Here is an 18,478-nt window from a genome sequence, read left to right as displayed (position 1 = left end):
TTGTGTTATCCTATTACAAGTTGTTGTTTATCCTAGTATAATTAACACTATTTTAAAAGGAGATTTTAATGAAACCTGAAACAAGACTTCAAGCTTTATCAGAATTTCTAAAGAACCAACGATCGAAAATTACTCCTCAAATGGTTGGTTTACCTGTAGGAACTCGCAGAAGAACACCAGGATTAAGAAGAGAAGAAGTGGCTCAACTAGCCGGTGTAAGTCTTACATGGTATACATGGTTAGAACAAGGAAGAGATATAAAAGTGTCTACTTCGGTATTAGATGCTATTTCCCGAGCATTACAATTAAATAACGATGAAAGGAGATATTTGTATGCTCTAGCGTTAGAGGAAGGAGTGAAACAACCCTTTATAAATGAGAATGAGAATGAGAAGGAAATCAGTCCGGCTTTGGTAAAAATGTTGCAGGAACTTCGTTATTGCCCAACGATTATATCAGATAGAAGAAGCCAGATTGTTGGGTGGAATCAAGCAGCAGCTAATGTATTTTTGGATTTTGAACAAATCATCCCGGCAGAAAGGAATATAATACGCTTACTATTCGCAAGAAAGGAATTTAAAAGTTTAGCAGTGAATTGGGAGCATTTTGTTAGGGGATATATTGCAATATTTAGAACGTATTATGGACAGTATGTGGCTGATGACTGGTATGAGCAATTTATACAAGAAATGGAACAGGCATATCCTGAGTTTCATAAAATTTGGAATGAAAATGAGATAAGCTCTGCTCCTGAAGTATTAATTGAGTTTCGTCATGCTAAGGTAGGTAAAATGTTGTTTAATCTTACTTCATTACAAGTGCATGGAGATACTGATTTAAGATGCAGCGTCTATACTCCAGTTGAGAATACTGAAACTGAGCTTAAGTTAAAACGTTTAATTGAAAGCTAGCTATGATAAATTCATTTCCTATGTGCATTAAATGACAATGTTCTTTAGAATAGCAAAGGTTAGCTATACCCAATAGATACGAGAACCGGCTTATTTTCACGTTTTGCTTTTTCGAAGGCTTCTTCTCCCCAAGGGAACCAGTCTACGGGGTTGTGGGCGTGTTGAAGTAAATATGATGATTTCTCATTGATTAATCTATTGGGTTTATTGTTATTTGGCATGGGATCACCTTCTCTCTGTGAATGATCATGTTTTTAACATAAGTGGAGATAAAATACCCTTTTCATTTTTATGATTAAAAGAGATACTCATTAATTGTCAGTCTGACTTTTTAGATTAGAAAATAATTTCTGCGATACATATTTTGATAAAACCTCAATACTTAATAGGAATCGAATAAGTTCCTCTGAATTATATCTAACTTGCCCTTCATTTAATTTGATATCAAAGCAAACGCATCTTTAATAAAGAGTTTTTCTTTTTCATTTAACGGATCAAGAATATTGAGTTGATCTTTCTTATTAAAATTGATCACATTATCTTTTGAGTTTTTAATTTTTAAAAGCGTTTTTCTATTAAGTGCTACAAAATCTTTTATAAAAAGTTGTGCTTCCTCTGATTGAGGGCTTACATTTTCAATCACAAGGCTTTTCAACTTTGTAAATACTGAAAAATATTCTTTGTCTAAGTCTAATCTTTCATTGCTTCTAAAGTTGTAAATTGAATTTTCAATTTGATTCAGTTCATCTAAGTTTTCTTCTTCCCAAAGGATAGAATGAATAATAAAACAAAAGATACTTGTATAGACTTTTTGTTGGTTTTCTAATATAGCAAACATATGGTTTAGTTGATCAATTGTGTGTTGTATTTTCTCTTGTTCTGCGAGGAGCTGCTTTTTTTTAAACATGATTGTATGCGTGATATCTCGTTTTTCGATTTGTTCGGCGACTAAAAAGTCTGAAATGTCCTTGAGGGAAAAACCTATAAATTTTAATGACTGAATTTGTTGCAGCCTTTGGAGTTCTTTAAAACTATATAATCGATGTCCACCTTCATTATAATCACTCGGCTGAAGTAATCCGATTTTGTCATAGTATCTGAGAGTACGGATTGTTACACCAGTTCGCTTGGCTAATTGCCCAATTGTTAAAAAGTTATTCGACATATTATGCTCCTTTTGCTGCAATCTTTTTGTTTTTAATATATTGAATTGCAGGATACTGGTAAGGTTTTTGCATAGCTATGCAAATCATAGCAAACAAAATAATCATTGTTTCAATTGCTAATATAACGTACTTGACCCAAGGTGGTAAAAAGCTGCTGCTTATAAAGAGGGGGATTAAAGTTAAATGGAAGTTTAGTGCTTTTCTGCTTGCTTCACGATAAAATATGTTCTTCTTTCGATGTGAAAAAAACATAACGAGTGGAGGTAATACACCTAGAGCTAAAGAAATTCCTAACATCATCTGCACTAATAAAATTTCCTTTTTTGTGGGTTTCTTCATAAAAATCACCTTTCCTTTTAAACTTCAATTTTAGTTTAAAAGGTGACGTGAGGAGAGGATCAATAAAGAATAAATAATTTTTAGTCGATGCAAATTTTTATAAAGCGCGGACTATTGATTATTGGTTATGGTTATTCTAACGAACATGGCACCTTGGACATGTCTTATGATGTAGATACATGCAATATAAATGATCTAATCACATATACTTGCCTTAGATGGATATCCAACTAAAAAAACGGCTATCATCTTTCCAGTAGAGAAGCTGGGTTAATTATTTCAGGTATTTTTTAGTATTAAAATTATTACATAAATGATATAAAGATTATCTTCTCTTAATGTGCAGAATGAAAAGCAGACGCTGCATTATAAAAAAACATACCAAATAAAGAATATTGGTATGTTTTTATTTTCTTTATATATAATTTGAAAAATCCTTATAGTTACTCATCATGTGTGCGATTAATTGTTTGCTTCCATAAAGAACCTTTCATTCCTCTTCATTGATCGTAAAACTTATTCTTTTTTTAAGATTGGTATCCAAATTTCACTTTTAAAAGAAGGGGATGTTATATCTTTATGCTCGTTCCACAGTATTTCTGGACCTTCTATTTGTTCATAATTTGACGATGGAAACCATTCAGAATAAATGCGTCCCCATACTTCTTGCAGTGTATCCGGAAATGGTCCGATTGCTTCGAATACAGCCCATGTTGAGGCAGGAACTTCAGGCTGTGAGAGGTTATTTGGACACTGTTTCGTTGTGGCTGCGCCAATATAGTGATCAAGCTCTCCTTTCTCCTCTGTCCGGCCTTCAGAAAAGTTCGTGGAAGCACTAATGAGTCCCACAGGCGCTACATTAGAAAGCTTTTTAAGTGTATTTATTGCTTCTTCATCTAAACTTTCCCACATGGATGCAATTTCCGGATTAACCCCTTTGAAAATAAGAGGAACTCTTTTTTTAATGCCAACGATGCGAAATGCTTCTTTTTCTTCAATGCGATAGTTCATTTCACTTCCTCCTTTGATTGATAACTGGAAGGTCATACGTGGATAAGCTTTAAGTGAATGGCCATTAAGTCTGGCTTTTGATGGTTTTATGCCATGCAAATTTTGGAACGCCCGTGCAAAAGAATCTGTGAGTTATATCCGTACTTTATTGCAATGTCAATCACTTTTACATTGCTTTCTTTAAGTTCAAAAGCTGCAAGAGTAAGACGTCTGCGACGAATATATTCGGATAATGAAATACCAGAAAGGAAGGAAAACATCCTTTTAAAATGATATTCAGAGCAGAATGCAAGCTTTGCTACTTCTTTAACATCAATATCATTAGTGAGGTTTTCTTCAATATACTTTAATGCTTTATTCATACTTTTAAGCAAATCCATTTATTTGACCTCCTTTAACAAAAGAATAACAGGGGTGAAATGTTTCTACCCGACATTCCGTGCACAGTTTTGCAGGTTAATTGTAGATTAAGGATTTAAAATGGTAATCCAAATACATGAATAATTAAAATTACAATAGGCGGAATCAACAGTGATGGCAGGAGGTTCAAAGTTTTAAATTTTTTAATTCCCAGAATACTTAACCCTGAACTAAGGATTAATACACCGCCGACAATTGTTATTTCATTGATAAGGTCTGTATTTAATGCACTTTCCATTAATTTTGCAAATAAATATATTGAGCCTTGCCAGGTAAATAATACAACCGCAGATGCTGCTATTCCAAAACCAAATGTGGAAGCGAGAACAATGGAAGTGATCCCATCTAATATACCGTTTGTTAGAAGATAAGTATAATCTTCATGCAGAGCAGCGTTAACAGGGCCTAATATTGACAACGAGCCTATACAATATAATAAGATTGCAGTTGATAAACCTTCGGCTAAATTGCTTTTAGAGAACTTGTTGACTAAATTGTTAAATCTTAATTCTAGATTTATGCTCTGACCAATCAATCCCCCAATAGCTAAACTGACAATAAAAAGAATTGGGTATTTACTAGAAGGCAAATGCTGTGTAAAGGCGCTGATCCCTAGTCCAACTGCGGCGAATCCCATTGCCTGCATAAGTATTTCTTGGTACTCATCTTTCATTCCTTTTTTGAATATACCTCCAATTAAACTTCCCGCAATGATCATAACTGTGTTAAAAATTGTTCCAAACATAGGCTATCTCCTCCAATAATAGTTCCTTTCAAAAAAATAAACCCTCAAGTTACTTGAGGGTCAAGTGTATGTAACAGCCATTAATTAAGTTTGATTGGCAAAAGTATTTCAGTCACATAATTGTCTGGATTATTAGTTACCCCATAATCAATCAGCGTTATTTCGATTGAGTCGCCAGCCAATTCATAATGATGCTTTTTCATATATGTAAGTAACATTTCGTAGTATTTTGCTGCTTCTGAATGTGACCCTTTAAATCTAATTTGCAGATATTCTCTTGAGGGGAAAGTGATTTCAGGTGAATGTATTTCATCTTCATCTTCCAGCACCATAAATATACTGGAATATCGGTCAAACTGATTTGATTTTATATTTGTTGCTGAAATGGATAATCCCACTTTTCCTAAAAATAGATCTTTGTGGACTTTAAACTTAGTTCTCAATTCTGTTACCGGATACTCAATATCTTGACCAAGAATAAATTCATGTTGTAAATACGCCACACGCAGTTCAGGAAGTTTGATTTTTGAAATTTCTTCTAGCGGCATATTAACTGCGTCTTCCATTTGTTTAATGCGGCGAGAGATCTTTCTCTCAATGCGTGCCAATTCCCTCTTTTTTCGGTCAATTTCAGTTTGCTGGTCTTTCAGCAAGTGAATCAGAGTATCTACCTCAAGAGAATCATAAAAATCAAGTAGTTTATTTATTGGCAAACCTAATGTCCTCAGGTACTTGATTGTACTCAATCTTTCAAATTGTTGTGTAGAATAATATCTGTAGTTATTATGTTCGTCTGTAAATTCTGGTTTTAAGAGACCAATTTCATCATAATACCTAAGAGTAGGTATGTTTACATTGAATAACTTAGATACTTCTCCAATAGAGAAAAATTCCTTCATCCTAACAACCTCTCTGTTATTAAAGCGTGTTTAGTACTGTTTATGTACATCCACATTATATATGATGCAGTAACCCTAAAGGTAAAGTTTTCCCTTACATAGACGGCCATAATCAAGAGTGAGTTGATAAATATTATATCTATTCTTTATTTGATTTGAGGTGAATACAGGTGGTTACTTTAGCGAACGTGGCATTGATGACAAGTCGAATAGCCGATGCTGACAAGAACCGGCTTGTTTTCACGTTTCGCTTTTTCAAATGCTTTCTATCCCCAAGGGAACCCATCAATGAAAATAGTTCATAAAGTGCAGACTGCAAATTACTGGTTTTGGTTATTCTAACGAACATGGCACCGGTACATGTCAGGACTTAGCTATTTATATCGTTTCAGGGGCAATAGTTCGCAACATGATATGTCTTGAAGGTAAATATTGTGTTTGAGTTTGAAATATTATTTATCATTATTTTCAAACCTTCTAATCATTTTCAATAACTCCGTAATCAATATATATCTATCTTTTGGAAAGAAGCTGCTTTGAACAAAAGTAAGGATAGCCAAAGATGATGAGGGGGGCTGCTAATGCAAGTAGTAACCAAGAACCTGATTGAGTGTCTTTGATGACTCCTATGAATATACAAGTACCGATGAGAAGGTACAATAAAACACCAAAAAACCAATACATACCTTGTTCCTCTTTTCCCTATAGGTTTTCTTTATTCTTTCATGGGGCATTTTGTAGATCCCTTCTGCTTTACTTCTTTGAGGATTTTAATGTATGAGGGGTCCGATTTTTAAATGTTTTTTCAGCCCTGATTCCTTTTCTTTGTAAGTTTATAATGATGAGATCAATTGGTTTCAATAAATTTCAATCCTCCCATATGAAAGTAACTCTCCATATATTTTAATTTTAAAATTGAATATAGAAAACGTACATAAGGGCATATCCTTATGTACGTTGGGGCATTTTCAAACTTTTGTTCATCTTGCGTTTTCTTCTTGCCTTGCTGGCCGATAAATGAAATGCCTGCCGGCTCTTATGATAAGATGTCAAATATGACTGGAGTGTTCCTATTTTTATTGTGGATCCTTTGTGATGATACTGTCAAAGGAAAGGAAGTGAAGCAATATGTTTCGAAGAAAGCCTTTTGATAAAAACTACTTTTCACGAGATAGGCGGGCATTAAATATGCTTGCTCTCAGAGTGCCAGGCTTAGCTTTTATTCTCATGATATATATAGCCTCTATCGTGCTGCAATTTATTATTGGGAGCTGGCCCATTTTATTGCTTCATGTGTTTACAGTATTGACCGCCATTTTTGCATTGCTGCATTGGCATTCATATCGCTGGGTTAAGAAAAGGGTCATTCTATATTTTGTGCTGCAAGGTTTGATCACTTTTACACTGGCTAATATCATGACTGGCTTCTTAGTGCTGGTCATCATTGGCCTTTATGCATTTTTGATTGGGCAGATTGCAGGAATAGCAGACAGAAGAAGGACTTTCCTCATACTGTATTTATTGCTTCTGCTGTCAATCAATGCAACACATCAGATTCACAAAGGTGAATATTTGCATTTTCTTGTCATTGCCGTACCTATTATGATCGTGATTATTACTTATGCCGCTACATTATTTGCCCAAGTCGATGAAAAGATAAAAGCGCAGCTGACTCTTGAAAGGCTGGGGCTGGCTCATCAGCAGGTCGAACAGCTGACGCTGCAAAACGAAAGGCAGCGTATGGCCCGGGACTTACACGATACGCTTGCTCAAGGGCTGGTCAGTTTAAATATGCAGCTGGATGCTATTAATGTTCATATATCGAAAGGTAACACAGATAGAGCAAAAGAAATCATTCAACAATCTATGAATAGAGTGAAAAGCACATTAGCTGATGCACGTTCAGCTATTGACAATCTTCGCAGCAAATCAGAAGAAATCGATTCTTTAAAAGAAAGAATTACCTTACAAATGGATCATTTTAAAGATGCAACAGGTCTGTCTTGTTTTTTAGACTACAGATTAACTCAATTGCCTGATGTTCGTACTGCTGAAAATTGTTATTACATCATAGGAGAATGCCTTACAAATGCAGCAAAACATGCAGAAGCAGAAACGATATGGTTATCAATTTGGGATGAGAAAGGAAACCTCCATTTAACCGTCAGAGACAATGGAAAAGGCTTTGATGTTGAAAAAGGCAGGAAAAAGAGAGGACATTATGGACTTCTTGGTATACAAGAACGTGTCAGAGCAATGAAAGGCCAATTCAATATAAAGAGTGAAAAATCAATAGGCACACAAATCGAGATAATCTTGTCAAATCAGGGAGAGATTGAAGATGAATAAGGTTTTAATCGTTGATGATCATCTGGTTGTGAGAGAAGGTCTCAAGCTGTTAATTGAGACGAATGATAACTACACAATAATCGGAGAGGCGGAAAATGGAAAAAAGGCGGTTTATCTTACAGATGAATTAAAGCCAGATATCATTCTTATGGATTTATACATGCCAGAAATGAGTGGGTTAGAAGCGATTAAACAAATAAAAGAAAAACACAGCATACCCATTATTATTTTGACTACTTATAATGAGGATCACTTGATGATTGAGGGGATTGAATTAGGAGCGAAAGGATATCTGTTGAAGGATACGAGCTCAGAAACCCTATTTCATACAATGGATGCAGCAGTAAGAGGAGAAGTGCTGCTGCATCCTGATATTCTTAAACGTTTTCAAGAAATTCAATTGGAAAGAATGAAGAAACCAAGCAGCGATACTCAGTTAACGGAAAAGGAAATAGTTGTTCTAAAGGCAATTGCAAAAGGATTCAAAAGCAAAGCGATAGCCTTTGATTTAGGAATCTCAGAGAGAACCGTGAAGTCAAGACTGACGTCCATTTATAATAAATTGGGAGCGGATTCTAGAACAGAAGCAGTCGCGATTGCCATGCAGAGAGGTATTTTAACTTTAGATATATAACACAAGGTTATTTAAAAGTTGCCCAAACGTACATGCCCGAATGTACGTTTTTTTCATTTCCTTATGAACTACAATTAGGAAGAATGTTATCAAGCAATGTGTTGAAAGGAGATTATGATGTCAAGAATGTTATATAAATTAGGCGGCTGGGTCGCTCGCCATCGCATTAAAGTAATATGTGCGTGGATCGTTGTGTTGATTGCAACGATAGGGGCAGCCGGCATATTAAAACCCAGTTTTTCTGAGAATATGTCAATACCTGACACGCCTTCGGAAAAAGCAATGAAGGTGATCAATAAAGAATTTCCTCATGGTCCTGATAAAGGGAGCATACGGATCATATTCGGTGCTAAGGATGGGGAGAAACTTACTGCCAAATCAGCAAAAGAAGCAATAGAGAATACATTAAAGGAAATAAATAAAGACGATTCTATTGATTCGATTGCAAGTCCTTTTCATGCAGGAACGATCGCAAAAGATGGGACAGTGGCTTATGCTGATATCAAATACAAATCACCAGCAGATGATATAAAAGATTACTCTATAAAACATGTGAAAGATAGTTTGTCTATTGCTGATGATGAAGGATTACAAACGGAGTTAAGCGGAGATATACCAGGAGCCGAGATGGAGATTGGCGGTGTATCAGAAATAGTCGGTATTGTCTTGGCTTTTGTTGTTCTAGCTATTACATTTGGCTCTTTATTAATAGCAGGCTTACCGATTTTAACTGCACTTATTGGTTTAGGTGTAAGCATTGGTCTGACTTTGATTGGAACACAAGTGTTTGATATTGCCTCCGTCAGTCTTTCATTAGCCGGAATGATCGGCCTTGCAGTTGGTATTGATTATGCTTTGTTTATTTTTTCAAAACACCGCCAGTTTTTAGGTGAAGGTATACAAAAAAATGAATCAATTGCGAGAGCTACGGGAACAGCTGGGAGTGCTGTCGTTTTTGCCGGACTCACAGTTATTGTCGCACTTTGCGGATTGACTGTAGTTAATATTCCTTTTATGTCCGCAATGGGGCTAACAGCAGGGCTCAGTGTGTTCATGGCTGTTTTAGCTTCAATTACATTAGTGCCTGCCGTTTTATCAATAGCAGGGAAACGCATGATTCCGAAAGCAAACAAGAAAAAAGAAATACAAAGCGATGAAACAAATTTCTGGGGACGCTTTGTCACAAAGAACCCTATTCTTCTAAGTGTATTTAGTATTCTCATCTTGCTAGTCATTAGTATTCCATCTATGCATTTGGAGCTAGGTTTACCTGATGCAGGAATGAAAGCTAAGGATAATCCCGAGCGCCAGGCTTATGACTTGCTTGCCGAAGGTTTTGGAGAAGGGTTTAATGGCAAATTAACGATAGTGGCGGATGCCACAAGTGTAACAGAAAATAAAACTGAAGCATTCGCAGATGCAGTAAAAGAAATTAAGGATTTAGACCATGTAGCAAGTGTTACTCCTGCAATGCCTAATGCAAAAGGCGATTTTGCTATTATTACGGTTGTTCCTACAACAGGTCCAAACGATAAAGCTACTAAGAATTTGGTGCAAGATGTACGCAGCTTAGCAGATCAAAACGGAGTAGATTTACTCGTAACTGGATCGACGGCAGTGAATATAGATATTTCAGATCGTCTTAATGATGCAATACCAGTATTTGCTGTACTCATTGTTGGTTTTGCGTTTATATTGCTGACAATCGTATTCCGTTCGCTGCTAGTACCTCTTGTTGCTGTAGCAGGTTTCATATTAACAATGACAGCAACTCTTGGGGTTTGTGTATTTGTGTTACAGGATGGAAATCTAATTGATTTGTTCAATATACCTGAAAAAGGGCCGATTCTCGCGTTTTTGCCAATTTTAACGATTGGTATTCTTTTTGGCTTAGCAATGGATTATCAGGTATTCCTTGTAAGCAGAATGCGTGAAGAATATGTGAAAACAAAGAATCCAGTACAAGCGATTCAAGCTGGATTAAAACACAGTGGACCTGTTGTCACCGCAGCCGGGCTAATCATGATATTTGTTTTTGCAGGATTTATCTTTGCTGGTGAAGCTTATATCAAAGCAAATGGATTAGCTCTTTCCTTTGGTGTATTGTTTGACGCATTTATTGTAAGAATGACGCTCATTCCAAGTATCATGAAGTTGATGGGGAATGCAGCTTGGTATTTACCAAAATGGTTAGACAAAATCATTCCGAATGTAGATATAGAGGGTCATCATCTAACAAAGGAGATACAGCCCGAGATAGATAATGAACAAAAACACCGAATCAGTATGTAGCAATATAGGCTCGTTCTCATAACATGTAAGGATGTAACTCCTCTTTTTTAAAAGCAATACAACTAATGGCGAAGTATTAGAGGTTAAAGTTTATGGGCAATAAACAACAAAAGAAGAATATATAGAACGAGAGAAATAAAATTTATTTAAGAGTGGACTGAAAGGTCTACTCTTTTTTCATTCCGTTATCTGAATGAAGAAATGGTTATTCTAACAAACATGGCACCAAGAGCATGGCGGTTACAGAACTGATTTGAGCAGAAATAAGAAGGAGTGATATTCGTTACAATTCAGGTAATAGTACAACTAGCCCATTTTAAAGTTTTTGCACTTGGCCTTAAAATATATAAAACACAGGATGAATTCTAAATTCTTTACCGATCGTTCTCAAATTTGATATACTTAAAACATGTTAGGTCTAACTGTTTTTCTTCTCAAATGAGAATGATCGTTCTTTAATTATTTAAGAATAGGGAGAGATGAATGATATAAAGTTATTGTGCCCTAGTGCATCAATGATTCTCAGTACTTTATCAGTGTTAATAGATGGTACGTTATATGGTGGGATTACATGGCTAGAAATAAAGAATTTGATGGATGAAAAATGGAGCTTTTCTGGGAACAGGGTTATGAAAAAACATCCATGCAAGATTTAGTGAACTATATGGGGGTTCACCGCAGAAGTATCTATGATACTTTTGGTGATAAACATACTTTATTTATGAGAGCTTTAAGTCACTTTGTAGAAGTAATGGAAGTGAGAATGAAGAATGAGGTGAAAACAGATGTAACGTTAAGCAGGCTATACGAAAATTATTTGTCTCTCCGTACAGGATCAAATAAACGTTTCGGAAAAGACAGAAATTTTCCATTGTGGAAACAAAAGCTATTTTCCCTTGCCGGCGCAAAGTATGACCACAAAGCCAAGAAACACGACCTGAAATATCATTTTATCTTCGTTCGGACGGCACACAAACTTAAAAAGATTACCAAAATCATTGAAGAAAACAACATTGTTCCAGAGATTTATCCAACACTATTTCCATAGACAACGTAAATGAAGTGCTAGAACTAGTAGCAAACGGGCGATCAAAAAGGAAAGTGATTATTAATTTTTAAGGGGGACATGATGAAAGCAGTCCAAATACACAGCTACTCGAAAAAGCTAGAAGCCCACATCAACGATGTTCCTATTCCAAGAATAAACAAACATCAAGTGTTAATCAAAACAAATGTGGCGGGCGTTGACCCACATCTTATATTAGCGATTACTGGAAAGGTGCGCGTTTTTGACCACTATGATTTCCCGTTGACACTCGGAATTGAACTTTCAGGTGTGATTGAATCGGTTGGTGAAGCGGTGACAGACTTTAATAAGGGCGACAGAGTATATGCGTTAATGCCACTAGATACAATGGGTGCCTTTGCAGAATATGTTGTGGCTGATGCAAATATCGTTGCGAAAATGCCAAAACATCTTACTTTTGAAGAAGGGGCTGCCATTCCATTATCGGCTCTGACAGTTGTTCAAGCATTCGATGTACTGAACGTGAAACCTGGCGCAAAACTGTTCATTCCTGGTGGAACAGGCGGATTTGGGCAGATTGCCATTCCGTTTGCGAAATCAAAGAAGCTTTTTGTAGCTGTCAGTGGTAGTGAATCAGCTCGTCATTTAGCGCTATCCATTGGTGCTGACCAGTTCATCGACTATCAGAAGCAAGATTATGTTGAGGTGCTGAAAGATTTCGATTACGTGATTGATACTCGTGGTGCAAGTGAGTTCAGGAATGAATTACGTATTTTAAAACCTGGCGGAAAATTATTGTCATTGAATGCTGGTCCAAATGCACGTTTTGCAATTCAGCATGGCGGATTTTCAACGTTGCAGAGGCTTCTTTTCGGTATGATCGGCATGCCGTTTGATATAGCGGCACATCTTCAACGGAAAACATATGATTTCTTATATGTTCAGCCAAATGGCAAACAACTAAAAAACATCACCCATTGGATTGATGAAGCGGGCATCAAACCAACCATTGATTCGACATTTGCTTTTCGGCAAGTGAACGAAGCTATTGCCAAAATCGCAAAAGGGAAAGCTCAAGGAAAGATTCTTCTGATTATACAAGAGTGAGAAACAACAACATAAAATTGACAAATCGAACTATTTTAGTGATGGGCGGGACGTCAGGTATAGGCTATGCATATGCGAAAAGTTTCTTGAAATGAGCAACACGGCGATTGTCACTAGTCGCTCGAAGTAAAACATTGACCAAGCAATCAAAGATAACCTTAATTTAATCGGCATTGCTCTGCGGATGTCCGTCAAGTGAAGTCGGTTGACCAGTTGGATTTTATCTTCTATAACACCGAAAGGTTTAATGAATAGGGCTCATGCATACAAAGCAAAAGTAGACAAGAACAAAGAAGAAGGATTAGATGTGGATGCCAGTGTGAACATGAGGTTATATACTATCTCATTTTAATGGCTGCTGATGCTCTCCTGTTTTAGTCAGATTTTGTTCCCGTTGGAAAAGACCAAATTCAACATGTGGAGCAAATATATTGATGATTAAATTTATAATTCTTTACTTATCGTTCTAAAAAGGGTATGATTTAATCATGGTTTGAAATTCATGTGTTCATTATAGAATGTTCATTCTACAATGGATTATGACGTTTGTTTTTGTTAGTATTGGTTCATTGATTTTTTTAAGGAGAAAAAAAATGGCTAGAAGTAAAGAGTTTGACGAAAAAGCAGTTTTAAGAAAAGCAATGGAGCTTTTCTGGGAACAGGGTTATGAAAAAACATCCATGCAAGATTTGGTAAATCATATGGGGATACACCGCAGGAGTATATATGACACATTTGGTGACAAGCGTTCATTGTTTTTAGCTTCCCTTAATCACTATGAAGAGCTCATCGTCAATGAGATGGAAAGCATAATTAGCAGCACTTCATCTATTAAACAGGCGATACGTGATGTTTTTATTTTCGTACTGAATTCCATTGAACAATACCCAAAAGGTTGTCTATCAGTAAATGCAGCCATTGAATTATCTTTGTTGGACAAAGAAATTGGACGCATAGTTACAAAAATGTTTAACCGTACGGAAGATATGTTTAATAACCTTTTAAAACGGGGCCAAACTAGTGGAGAGATATCAAAAGAAATCGATTCTGATAACATATCTCGTTTCTTACACAACAATTTGGTAGGTATAAGAGTACTAATAAAAACTAATTACAGTAAAAAAGAATTAGAAGGCATCATTACTCTAGCACTTTCAGTGTTGGACTAGCTTTCTTTTTTTACCCTATTTAGAACGTTCATTCTAAAATCAGCATGAAACAAACCATCATAATGCATCCTTATAAAATCGTTTTTTAATTTCTAAGGAGGAACACAAAAATGACAAACTTTAAAATACCATCAGAATCAGAATTTATTGAAGCAGATGGAACTCGTTACGCATATAGAAAATTTGGTACACAAGATGGTATACCACTAGTATTTCTTGTTCACTTTAGAGGAACGATGGAAAACTGGGATCCAGACATGCTTGAACCTATTGCAAATAAACGCCCAGTAATCTTATTTGACAATAAAGGGGTTGGTGAGACAGATGGACTAACGCCTACTACAATTGCTGATATGGCAAAAGATACAGCAACATTTATAAAAGCTCTTGGATTAGAACAAGTTGACATTCTTGGTTTTTCCATTGGTGGTATGGTTGCACAAGAGCTAGCTTTACAAGAAGGAGATTTAGTAAGAAAAATTATTATGGCAGGTACTTCGCCTGAATCTGGTATTAATCCAAATCCAGAGATTTTTGAAAGAATGAATCGTCACGGCGGAACGGAAGAAGATGGAATAAATGATTTTATGTTCTTTTTCTACGCACAAACCGAAACAAGTAAATCTGCAGGAATGGCTTCACTACAAAGAATTTTTAATCAGAAAAAAGTAAACAGTTCAGAACAAGTAAAAGAGGCACAATTACAAGCCATTGCAAAATGGGCTAAGCAAAAATCTAATCATGATTATGAATGGTTACAAAACATCAAACACCCTGTACTTGTTACTAATGGTGTTAATGATGTAATGGTACCGACTAAAAACAGTTACATCTTAGCAGAGAAATTACCCAAAGCACAGCTGATTATATATCCTGATTCTGGTCACGGGCATCTGTTTCAATTTCCAGAACTATTTGCAGAACACGTAAATTTATTTCTTGATTCTAATTCTTATTAAAAAGGAGTATTCATATGAGCAGATTATTTGAAAAAGTTCGTATTGGAAACATTGACTTAAAAAATCGTATAGGTATGGCTCCGATGACTAGAAATAGAGCTTTACCAGATGGTACGCCGAGCGATTTAGTAGCAGAGTACTATGGTCAGCGTGCTTCAGTCGGTTTAATTATAAGCGAAGGAACCCAACCTTCAGATGATGGGCAAGGTTACACGAATACACCTGGTATTTATACAGAAAATCATATTAGAGGGTGGAAAAAAGTAACTTCTAAAGTTCATAGTGAAGGCGGTCATATTTTTATTCAGCTTATGCATGTGGGACGTGTATCACACCCTGATAACACACCTCACCATCGCCAAGCAGTTGCACCGTCAGCTATTGCACCTGGTGTAGAAATTTTCACGGCAGAAGGAATGAAAGAAATTCCAACACCAAGAGAATTGAGTGAGCTTGAGATAAAAGATGTTATCAATGAGTTTCGTTTAGCAGCACGTTCAGCAATTGAAGCTGGTGCAGACGGAGTTGAAATTCACGGAGCGAATGGTTATCTGATCCAACAATTCCTTAGTGAAAACTCCAATCATCGTCAAGATGCATACGGTGGTACGATTGAGGGGCGTTCTCGATTCGCTATTGAAGTAGCTAAAGCAGTTGTTGATGAAATAGGAGCAGAAAGAACAGGCATCCGTTTTTCTCCTCAAGGAACACTGCAAGGCATTGATGAGGGGGAAAATAGCCTTGAGATGTATCGCTATTTAATAAGTGAATTAAATAAGCTTAACCTTGCATACCTGCATTTAATGCACTTTGGAAACGAGCAATTTCTAAAAGATGTGCGTCAACTATGGGATCAAGCACTTCTTGTTAACCGTCCAGGTCGTCCTCTAGATCAGCTTTCGTCTGATGTAGATAATAATCTTGCAGATGTTGTCACAGTAGGCACTTGGGTACTAGCAAATCCAGACTTTGCAGAACGGATTCAATCAGGTGCTCCCCTAAACGAACCCGATCAAAACACGCTCTATGCAGGAGGAAAAGAAGGTTATACAGATTATCCTTTCTTAAAATAATTTATTTAATATGAATATCCCATCTAGGGAAGGGATATTCATATTCTTTTTTCTTAGGTTCGTTATGAAAAGATACATGTGCGTTAAATAAAAATGTGGAAGATTGTAATGAAAGCTTTAGCGATTGAAAACTACGGTAAAAAACCAAATTTTTTAGATTTCCCTAAGCCTAAAATAAATAATGACGAGGTCTTAGTTGAGATATATGCGGCAAGTATAAATCCTCTTGATACAAAAATTCGAATTATGGATAACCCACATTCATAGTAACAACGCGCAGTAAGAAACGCTGTAAAACGTTTTAAAGGTTTAATTAAACTAAAAATGGAGGTGTGCTGTAAAATGAAAAAAACTGTTCTTATCACCGGGGTATCGGGTGGGATTGGCAAAGAGTTGGCGGATCGTTTCGCCAAGGGAGGATATAATTTGGTGCTGGTGGCGCGTAGCGAGGGTAAGCTTTTGGAGCTCGCGAAGGAATATCGGAAAAGATATGGCAGTCAAGCGACGGTCATCGCCAAGGATGTGGCGTCACCCGGCGTGCCGGAAGAGATTTTTGCGGAGCTCAAGGAGAAGGGGATCGTCGTCGACTATCTTGTCAATAATGCCGGCTTCGGTTTGTACGGAACGTTCTTGGAGACGCAGTTAGAACAAGAGACGAATATGATTGACGTCAATATCAAGGCTCTGACTGTTATGACGAAACTGTTCTTGCCGGATATGGTCAAACGGGGCCAAGGAGGCGTGATGAATGTGGCTTCGTTGGTGGCTTTCTTCCCGGGACCTATGATGTCGGTTTACTACGCAACGAAGGCGTACGTGCTGTCGTTCACCGAGGCTTTGGAGAACGAACTGAGCGGTACAGGGGTGACTGTGACGGCACTATGTCCGGGACTGACGTCAACCGGCTTCGTTGATCGTTCGGGTATTGGTGAATCGAAGTTGTTCCAGAGTGGTGCTATCATGGAGGCCGGGCAGGTGGCTGAGGAAGGGTACCGAGGCTTCTTACGCGGCAAGACGTTCATAATGCCAGGGGCTCGAAACCGGTTCATGGCATTCCTTCCACGGTTGATGCCGCGCAAAATGGTGACCCGTATGGTCAGATCCACACAGCAAAGAACAGGGCATTGACCTAATTGAGGGTGACCAGAAGTGGAGTGGCAGTTGATTATGATCTGTCATCTAGCCAAGATCTCGCAATGGAATAAATCGTTTACTAAAAAAGTTACAGAGACTTTTATAAAGACGGAAACCTTCTTATTTGATCTCCTGAAACATGGTCAAGAACAAGGAGAAATTTCTAAACACTATGATATAAAGGGCTTTCTCAATTTATTCATAATTCACTCGTAGGAATACGAGTATTAGCAAAACATATATTATTAAATATTGTTATTTGAATTAATTAATACCAATCTGAAATATTTTTAAGGAGAGAATCATATGAAGTACACAGTTATTACAGGAGCAAGCTCAGGTATAGGATACGAGACAGCATTAGCATTTGCTGCTCGCGGCAAAAACTTAATTATTGTAGCTAGAAGATTAGATAAATTAGAAGAACTTAAATCAACCATTCAGAATCTAAATCCTGATTTAGATGTTATTATTCGTACAAGTGACCTATCTGTCACAGATCAGGCATATACACTGTATAACAGTTTAAAGGAGTATCAAATTGAGACTTGGATTAATAATGCTGGTCTTGGTGAAACCTCTTCTGTCGTAGATCAGAATTTAGATAAAGTAGAAACCATGTTACGCGTTAACATAGAATCCTTGACAATCCTTTCTACACTATTTGTAAGAGATTATGCTGATGTAGAGGGAACTCAATTAATTAACGTATCCTCAGCACTTGGATATGTAATTGCTGTTGGCAGTGTTGCTTATTCTGCTTCTAAATATTATGTTAGTGCCTTTACCGAAGGGCTTGCAAAAGAACTTGAACTGAAAGGTGCGAAAATGAAGGCAAAAGTTTTAGCACCAGCAATGACGGAAACAGAATTCGCAAAACATGCAAATGAAATGAAAGAGTTTGATTACAAAGCAAATCTCCCTAAGTACCACACAGCTAAGCAAATGGCAGGTTTTATGATGGAGGTTTATGACAAAGATGAAGTGGTGGGGGTTGTAGATGAAAACTATGAATTCAATTTGAGAAAGCCGATCTATCCAATACTAGTATGGTAACATAATCGTTTGGCGATGGCACCAATGACACGTAGCAGAGCGCAAGAAGATGGTACATCAGGAGAACTAAGTTCCCTTTATTATGCTCAAAGAGCATCTATAGGATTACTTATTAGTGAAGGTACACAACCTCCTGATGGTACCAGTCGGTGCATGGTCATTAGTTAATTCAGATTTAGTAGAACGG

Annotated in this window: 17 protein-coding genes and 6 pseudogenes; 15 read left to right on the top strand and 8 right to left on the bottom strand. The window is 36.8% G+C overall.

Annotated elements, in window-relative coordinates:
• Positions 1 to 68 precede the first annotated feature (68 nt).
• Complete coding sequence (locus MTN95_RS19370) at positions 69 to 911, top strand: helix-turn-helix transcriptional regulator (protein ID WP_248339726.1); 843 nt, start codon at positions 69 to 71, stop codon at positions 909 to 911.
• Positions 912 to 973: 62 nt separating this feature from the next.
• On the opposite strand, the pseudogene MTN95_RS19365 reads toward MTN95_RS19370, so the two are convergent.
• The 8 genes and pseudogenes from MTN95_RS19365 to MTN95_RS19330 form a co-directional block, all read right to left on the bottom strand.
• Positions 974 to 1,132: pseudogene (locus MTN95_RS19365) on the bottom strand (DUF255 domain-containing protein); the annotation flags it as partial.
• 212 nt (positions 1,133 to 1,344) lie between these two features.
• Positions 1,345 to 2,076: a MerR family transcriptional regulator gene (locus tag MTN95_RS19360; protein WP_248339725.1), complete on the bottom strand. Its 732-nt coding sequence runs from the start codon at positions 2,074 to 2,076 to the stop codon at positions 1,345 to 1,347.
• A gap of 1 nt (position 2,077) precedes the next feature.
• The gene (locus MTN95_RS19355; RefSeq protein WP_105991122.1) at positions 2,078 to 2,416 is read right to left on the bottom strand and encodes a magnetosome magnetite crystal formation protein family; all 339 of its coding nucleotides are present in this window, start codon (positions 2,414 to 2,416) and stop codon (positions 2,078 to 2,080) included.
• A 516-nt stretch (positions 2,417 to 2,932) separates the two neighbouring features.
• Positions 2,933 to 3,807, bottom strand: a pseudogene (locus MTN95_RS19350) (AraC family transcriptional regulator).
• A 95-nt stretch (positions 3,808 to 3,902) separates the two neighbouring features.
• Positions 3,903 to 4,592: a DUF554 domain-containing protein gene (locus MTN95_RS19345; protein ID WP_105954659.1), complete on the bottom strand. Its 690-nt coding sequence runs from the start codon at positions 4,590 to 4,592 to the stop codon at positions 3,903 to 3,905.
• An 80-nt stretch (positions 4,593 to 4,672) separates the two neighbouring features.
• Positions 4,673 to 5,491, bottom strand: coding sequence for a MerR family transcriptional regulator (locus MTN95_RS19340; RefSeq protein WP_202853955.1), 819 nt, complete (start codon positions 5,489 to 5,491; stop codon positions 4,673 to 4,675).
• Between the two features lie 185 nt (positions 5,492 to 5,676).
• Positions 5,677 to 5,781, bottom strand: a pseudogene (locus MTN95_RS19335) (DUF255 domain-containing protein); the annotation flags it as partial.
• 223 nt (positions 5,782 to 6,004) lie between these two features.
• Entirely contained in the window at positions 6,005 to 6,175 is a 171-nt protein-coding gene (locus MTN95_RS19330; RefSeq protein ID WP_081720807.1) for a hypothetical protein, read from the bottom strand.
• 444 nt (positions 6,176 to 6,619) lie between these two features.
• Between MTN95_RS19330 and ydfH the strand changes: the two genes are divergently transcribed.
• The 14 genes and pseudogenes from ydfH to MTN95_RS19260 all read left to right on the top strand — a co-directional run bounded on the left by ydfH (position 6,620) and on the right by MTN95_RS19260 (position 18,459).
• Positions 6,620 to 7,840, top strand: a complete 1,221-nt coding sequence (ydfH, locus tag MTN95_RS19325) for a two-component system sensor histidine kinase YdfH (protein ID WP_105954653.1) — start codon at positions 6,620 to 6,622, stop codon at positions 7,838 to 7,840.
• A complete protein-coding gene (ydfI, locus tag MTN95_RS19320) occupies positions 7,833 to 8,474 on the top strand; it encodes a two-component system response regulator YdfI (protein ID WP_248339723.1) in 642 nt (213 codons plus the stop codon). The genes ydfH and ydfI overlap by 8 nt, the downstream gene beginning before the upstream one ends.
• A gap of 117 nt (positions 8,475 to 8,591) precedes the next feature.
• Entirely contained in the window at positions 8,592 to 10,766 is a 2,175-nt protein-coding gene (locus tag MTN95_RS19315) for an MMPL family transporter (RefSeq protein WP_202853832.1), read from the top strand.
• A 604-nt stretch (positions 10,767 to 11,370) separates the two neighbouring features.
• A pseudogene (locus MTN95_RS19310) lies at positions 11,371 to 11,585 on the top strand (TetR/AcrR family transcriptional regulator); the annotation flags it as partial.
• Positions 11,581 to 11,885 (top strand): annotated as a pseudogene (locus MTN95_RS19305) (NADP-dependent oxidoreductase); the annotation flags it as partial. The pseudogenes MTN95_RS19310 and MTN95_RS19305, both read left to right, overlap by 5 nt.
• 7 nt (positions 11,886 to 11,892) lie before the next feature.
• The gene (locus MTN95_RS19300) at positions 11,893 to 12,900 is read left to right on the top strand and encodes an NADP-dependent oxidoreductase (protein WP_248339721.1); all 1,008 of its coding nucleotides are present in this window, start codon (positions 11,893 to 11,895) and stop codon (positions 12,898 to 12,900) included.
• A 211-nt stretch (positions 12,901 to 13,111) separates the two neighbouring features.
• Positions 13,112 to 13,275: pseudogene (locus MTN95_RS19295) on the top strand (tryptophan--tRNA ligase); the annotation flags it as partial.
• A 218-nt stretch (positions 13,276 to 13,493) separates the two neighbouring features.
• Positions 13,494 to 14,069 (top strand): TetR/AcrR family transcriptional regulator, encoded by a 576-nt coding sequence (locus tag MTN95_RS19290; protein ID WP_105954650.1) that lies wholly within the window; start codon positions 13,494 to 13,496, stop codon positions 14,067 to 14,069.
• A gap of 110 nt (positions 14,070 to 14,179) precedes the next feature.
• On the top strand, positions 14,180 to 15,028 hold the full coding sequence (locus MTN95_RS19285) for an alpha/beta fold hydrolase (RefSeq protein WP_105954649.1): 849 nt from the start codon (positions 14,180 to 14,182) through the stop codon (positions 15,026 to 15,028).
• Between the two features lie 14 nt (positions 15,029 to 15,042).
• On the top strand, positions 15,043 to 16,101 hold the full coding sequence (locus tag MTN95_RS19280; protein WP_105954648.1) for an alkene reductase: 1,059 nt from the start codon (positions 15,043 to 15,045) through the stop codon (positions 16,099 to 16,101).
• Between the two features lie 108 nt (positions 16,102 to 16,209).
• A complete protein-coding gene (locus MTN95_RS19275; protein ID WP_248339719.1) occupies positions 16,210 to 16,368 on the top strand; it encodes a hypothetical protein in 159 nt (52 codons plus the stop codon).
• 75 nt (positions 16,369 to 16,443) lie between these two features.
• Positions 16,444 to 17,229, top strand: coding sequence for an SDR family NAD(P)-dependent oxidoreductase (locus tag MTN95_RS19270; protein ID WP_087990794.1), 786 nt, complete (start codon positions 16,444 to 16,446; stop codon positions 17,227 to 17,229).
• A 312-nt stretch (positions 17,230 to 17,541) separates the two neighbouring features.
• Positions 17,542 to 18,291, top strand: a complete 750-nt coding sequence (locus MTN95_RS19265) for an SDR family NAD(P)-dependent oxidoreductase (protein ID WP_227598405.1) — start codon at positions 17,542 to 17,544, stop codon at positions 18,289 to 18,291.
• Between the two features lie 15 nt (positions 18,292 to 18,306).
• Positions 18,307 to 18,459: a hypothetical protein gene (locus tag MTN95_RS19260; protein WP_223203944.1), complete on the top strand. Its 153-nt coding sequence runs from the start codon at positions 18,307 to 18,309 to the stop codon at positions 18,457 to 18,459.
• Positions 18,460 to 18,478 lie beyond the last annotated feature (19 nt).

Origin of the sequence: Bacillus sp. 2CMS4F (assembly GCF_023161785.1) — a bacterium.
Lineage (GTDB): Bacteria > Bacillota > Bacilli > Bacillales > Bacillaceae > Bacillus > Bacillus halotolerans.
This window is presented reverse-complemented; position numbering and strand designations above follow the sequence as displayed.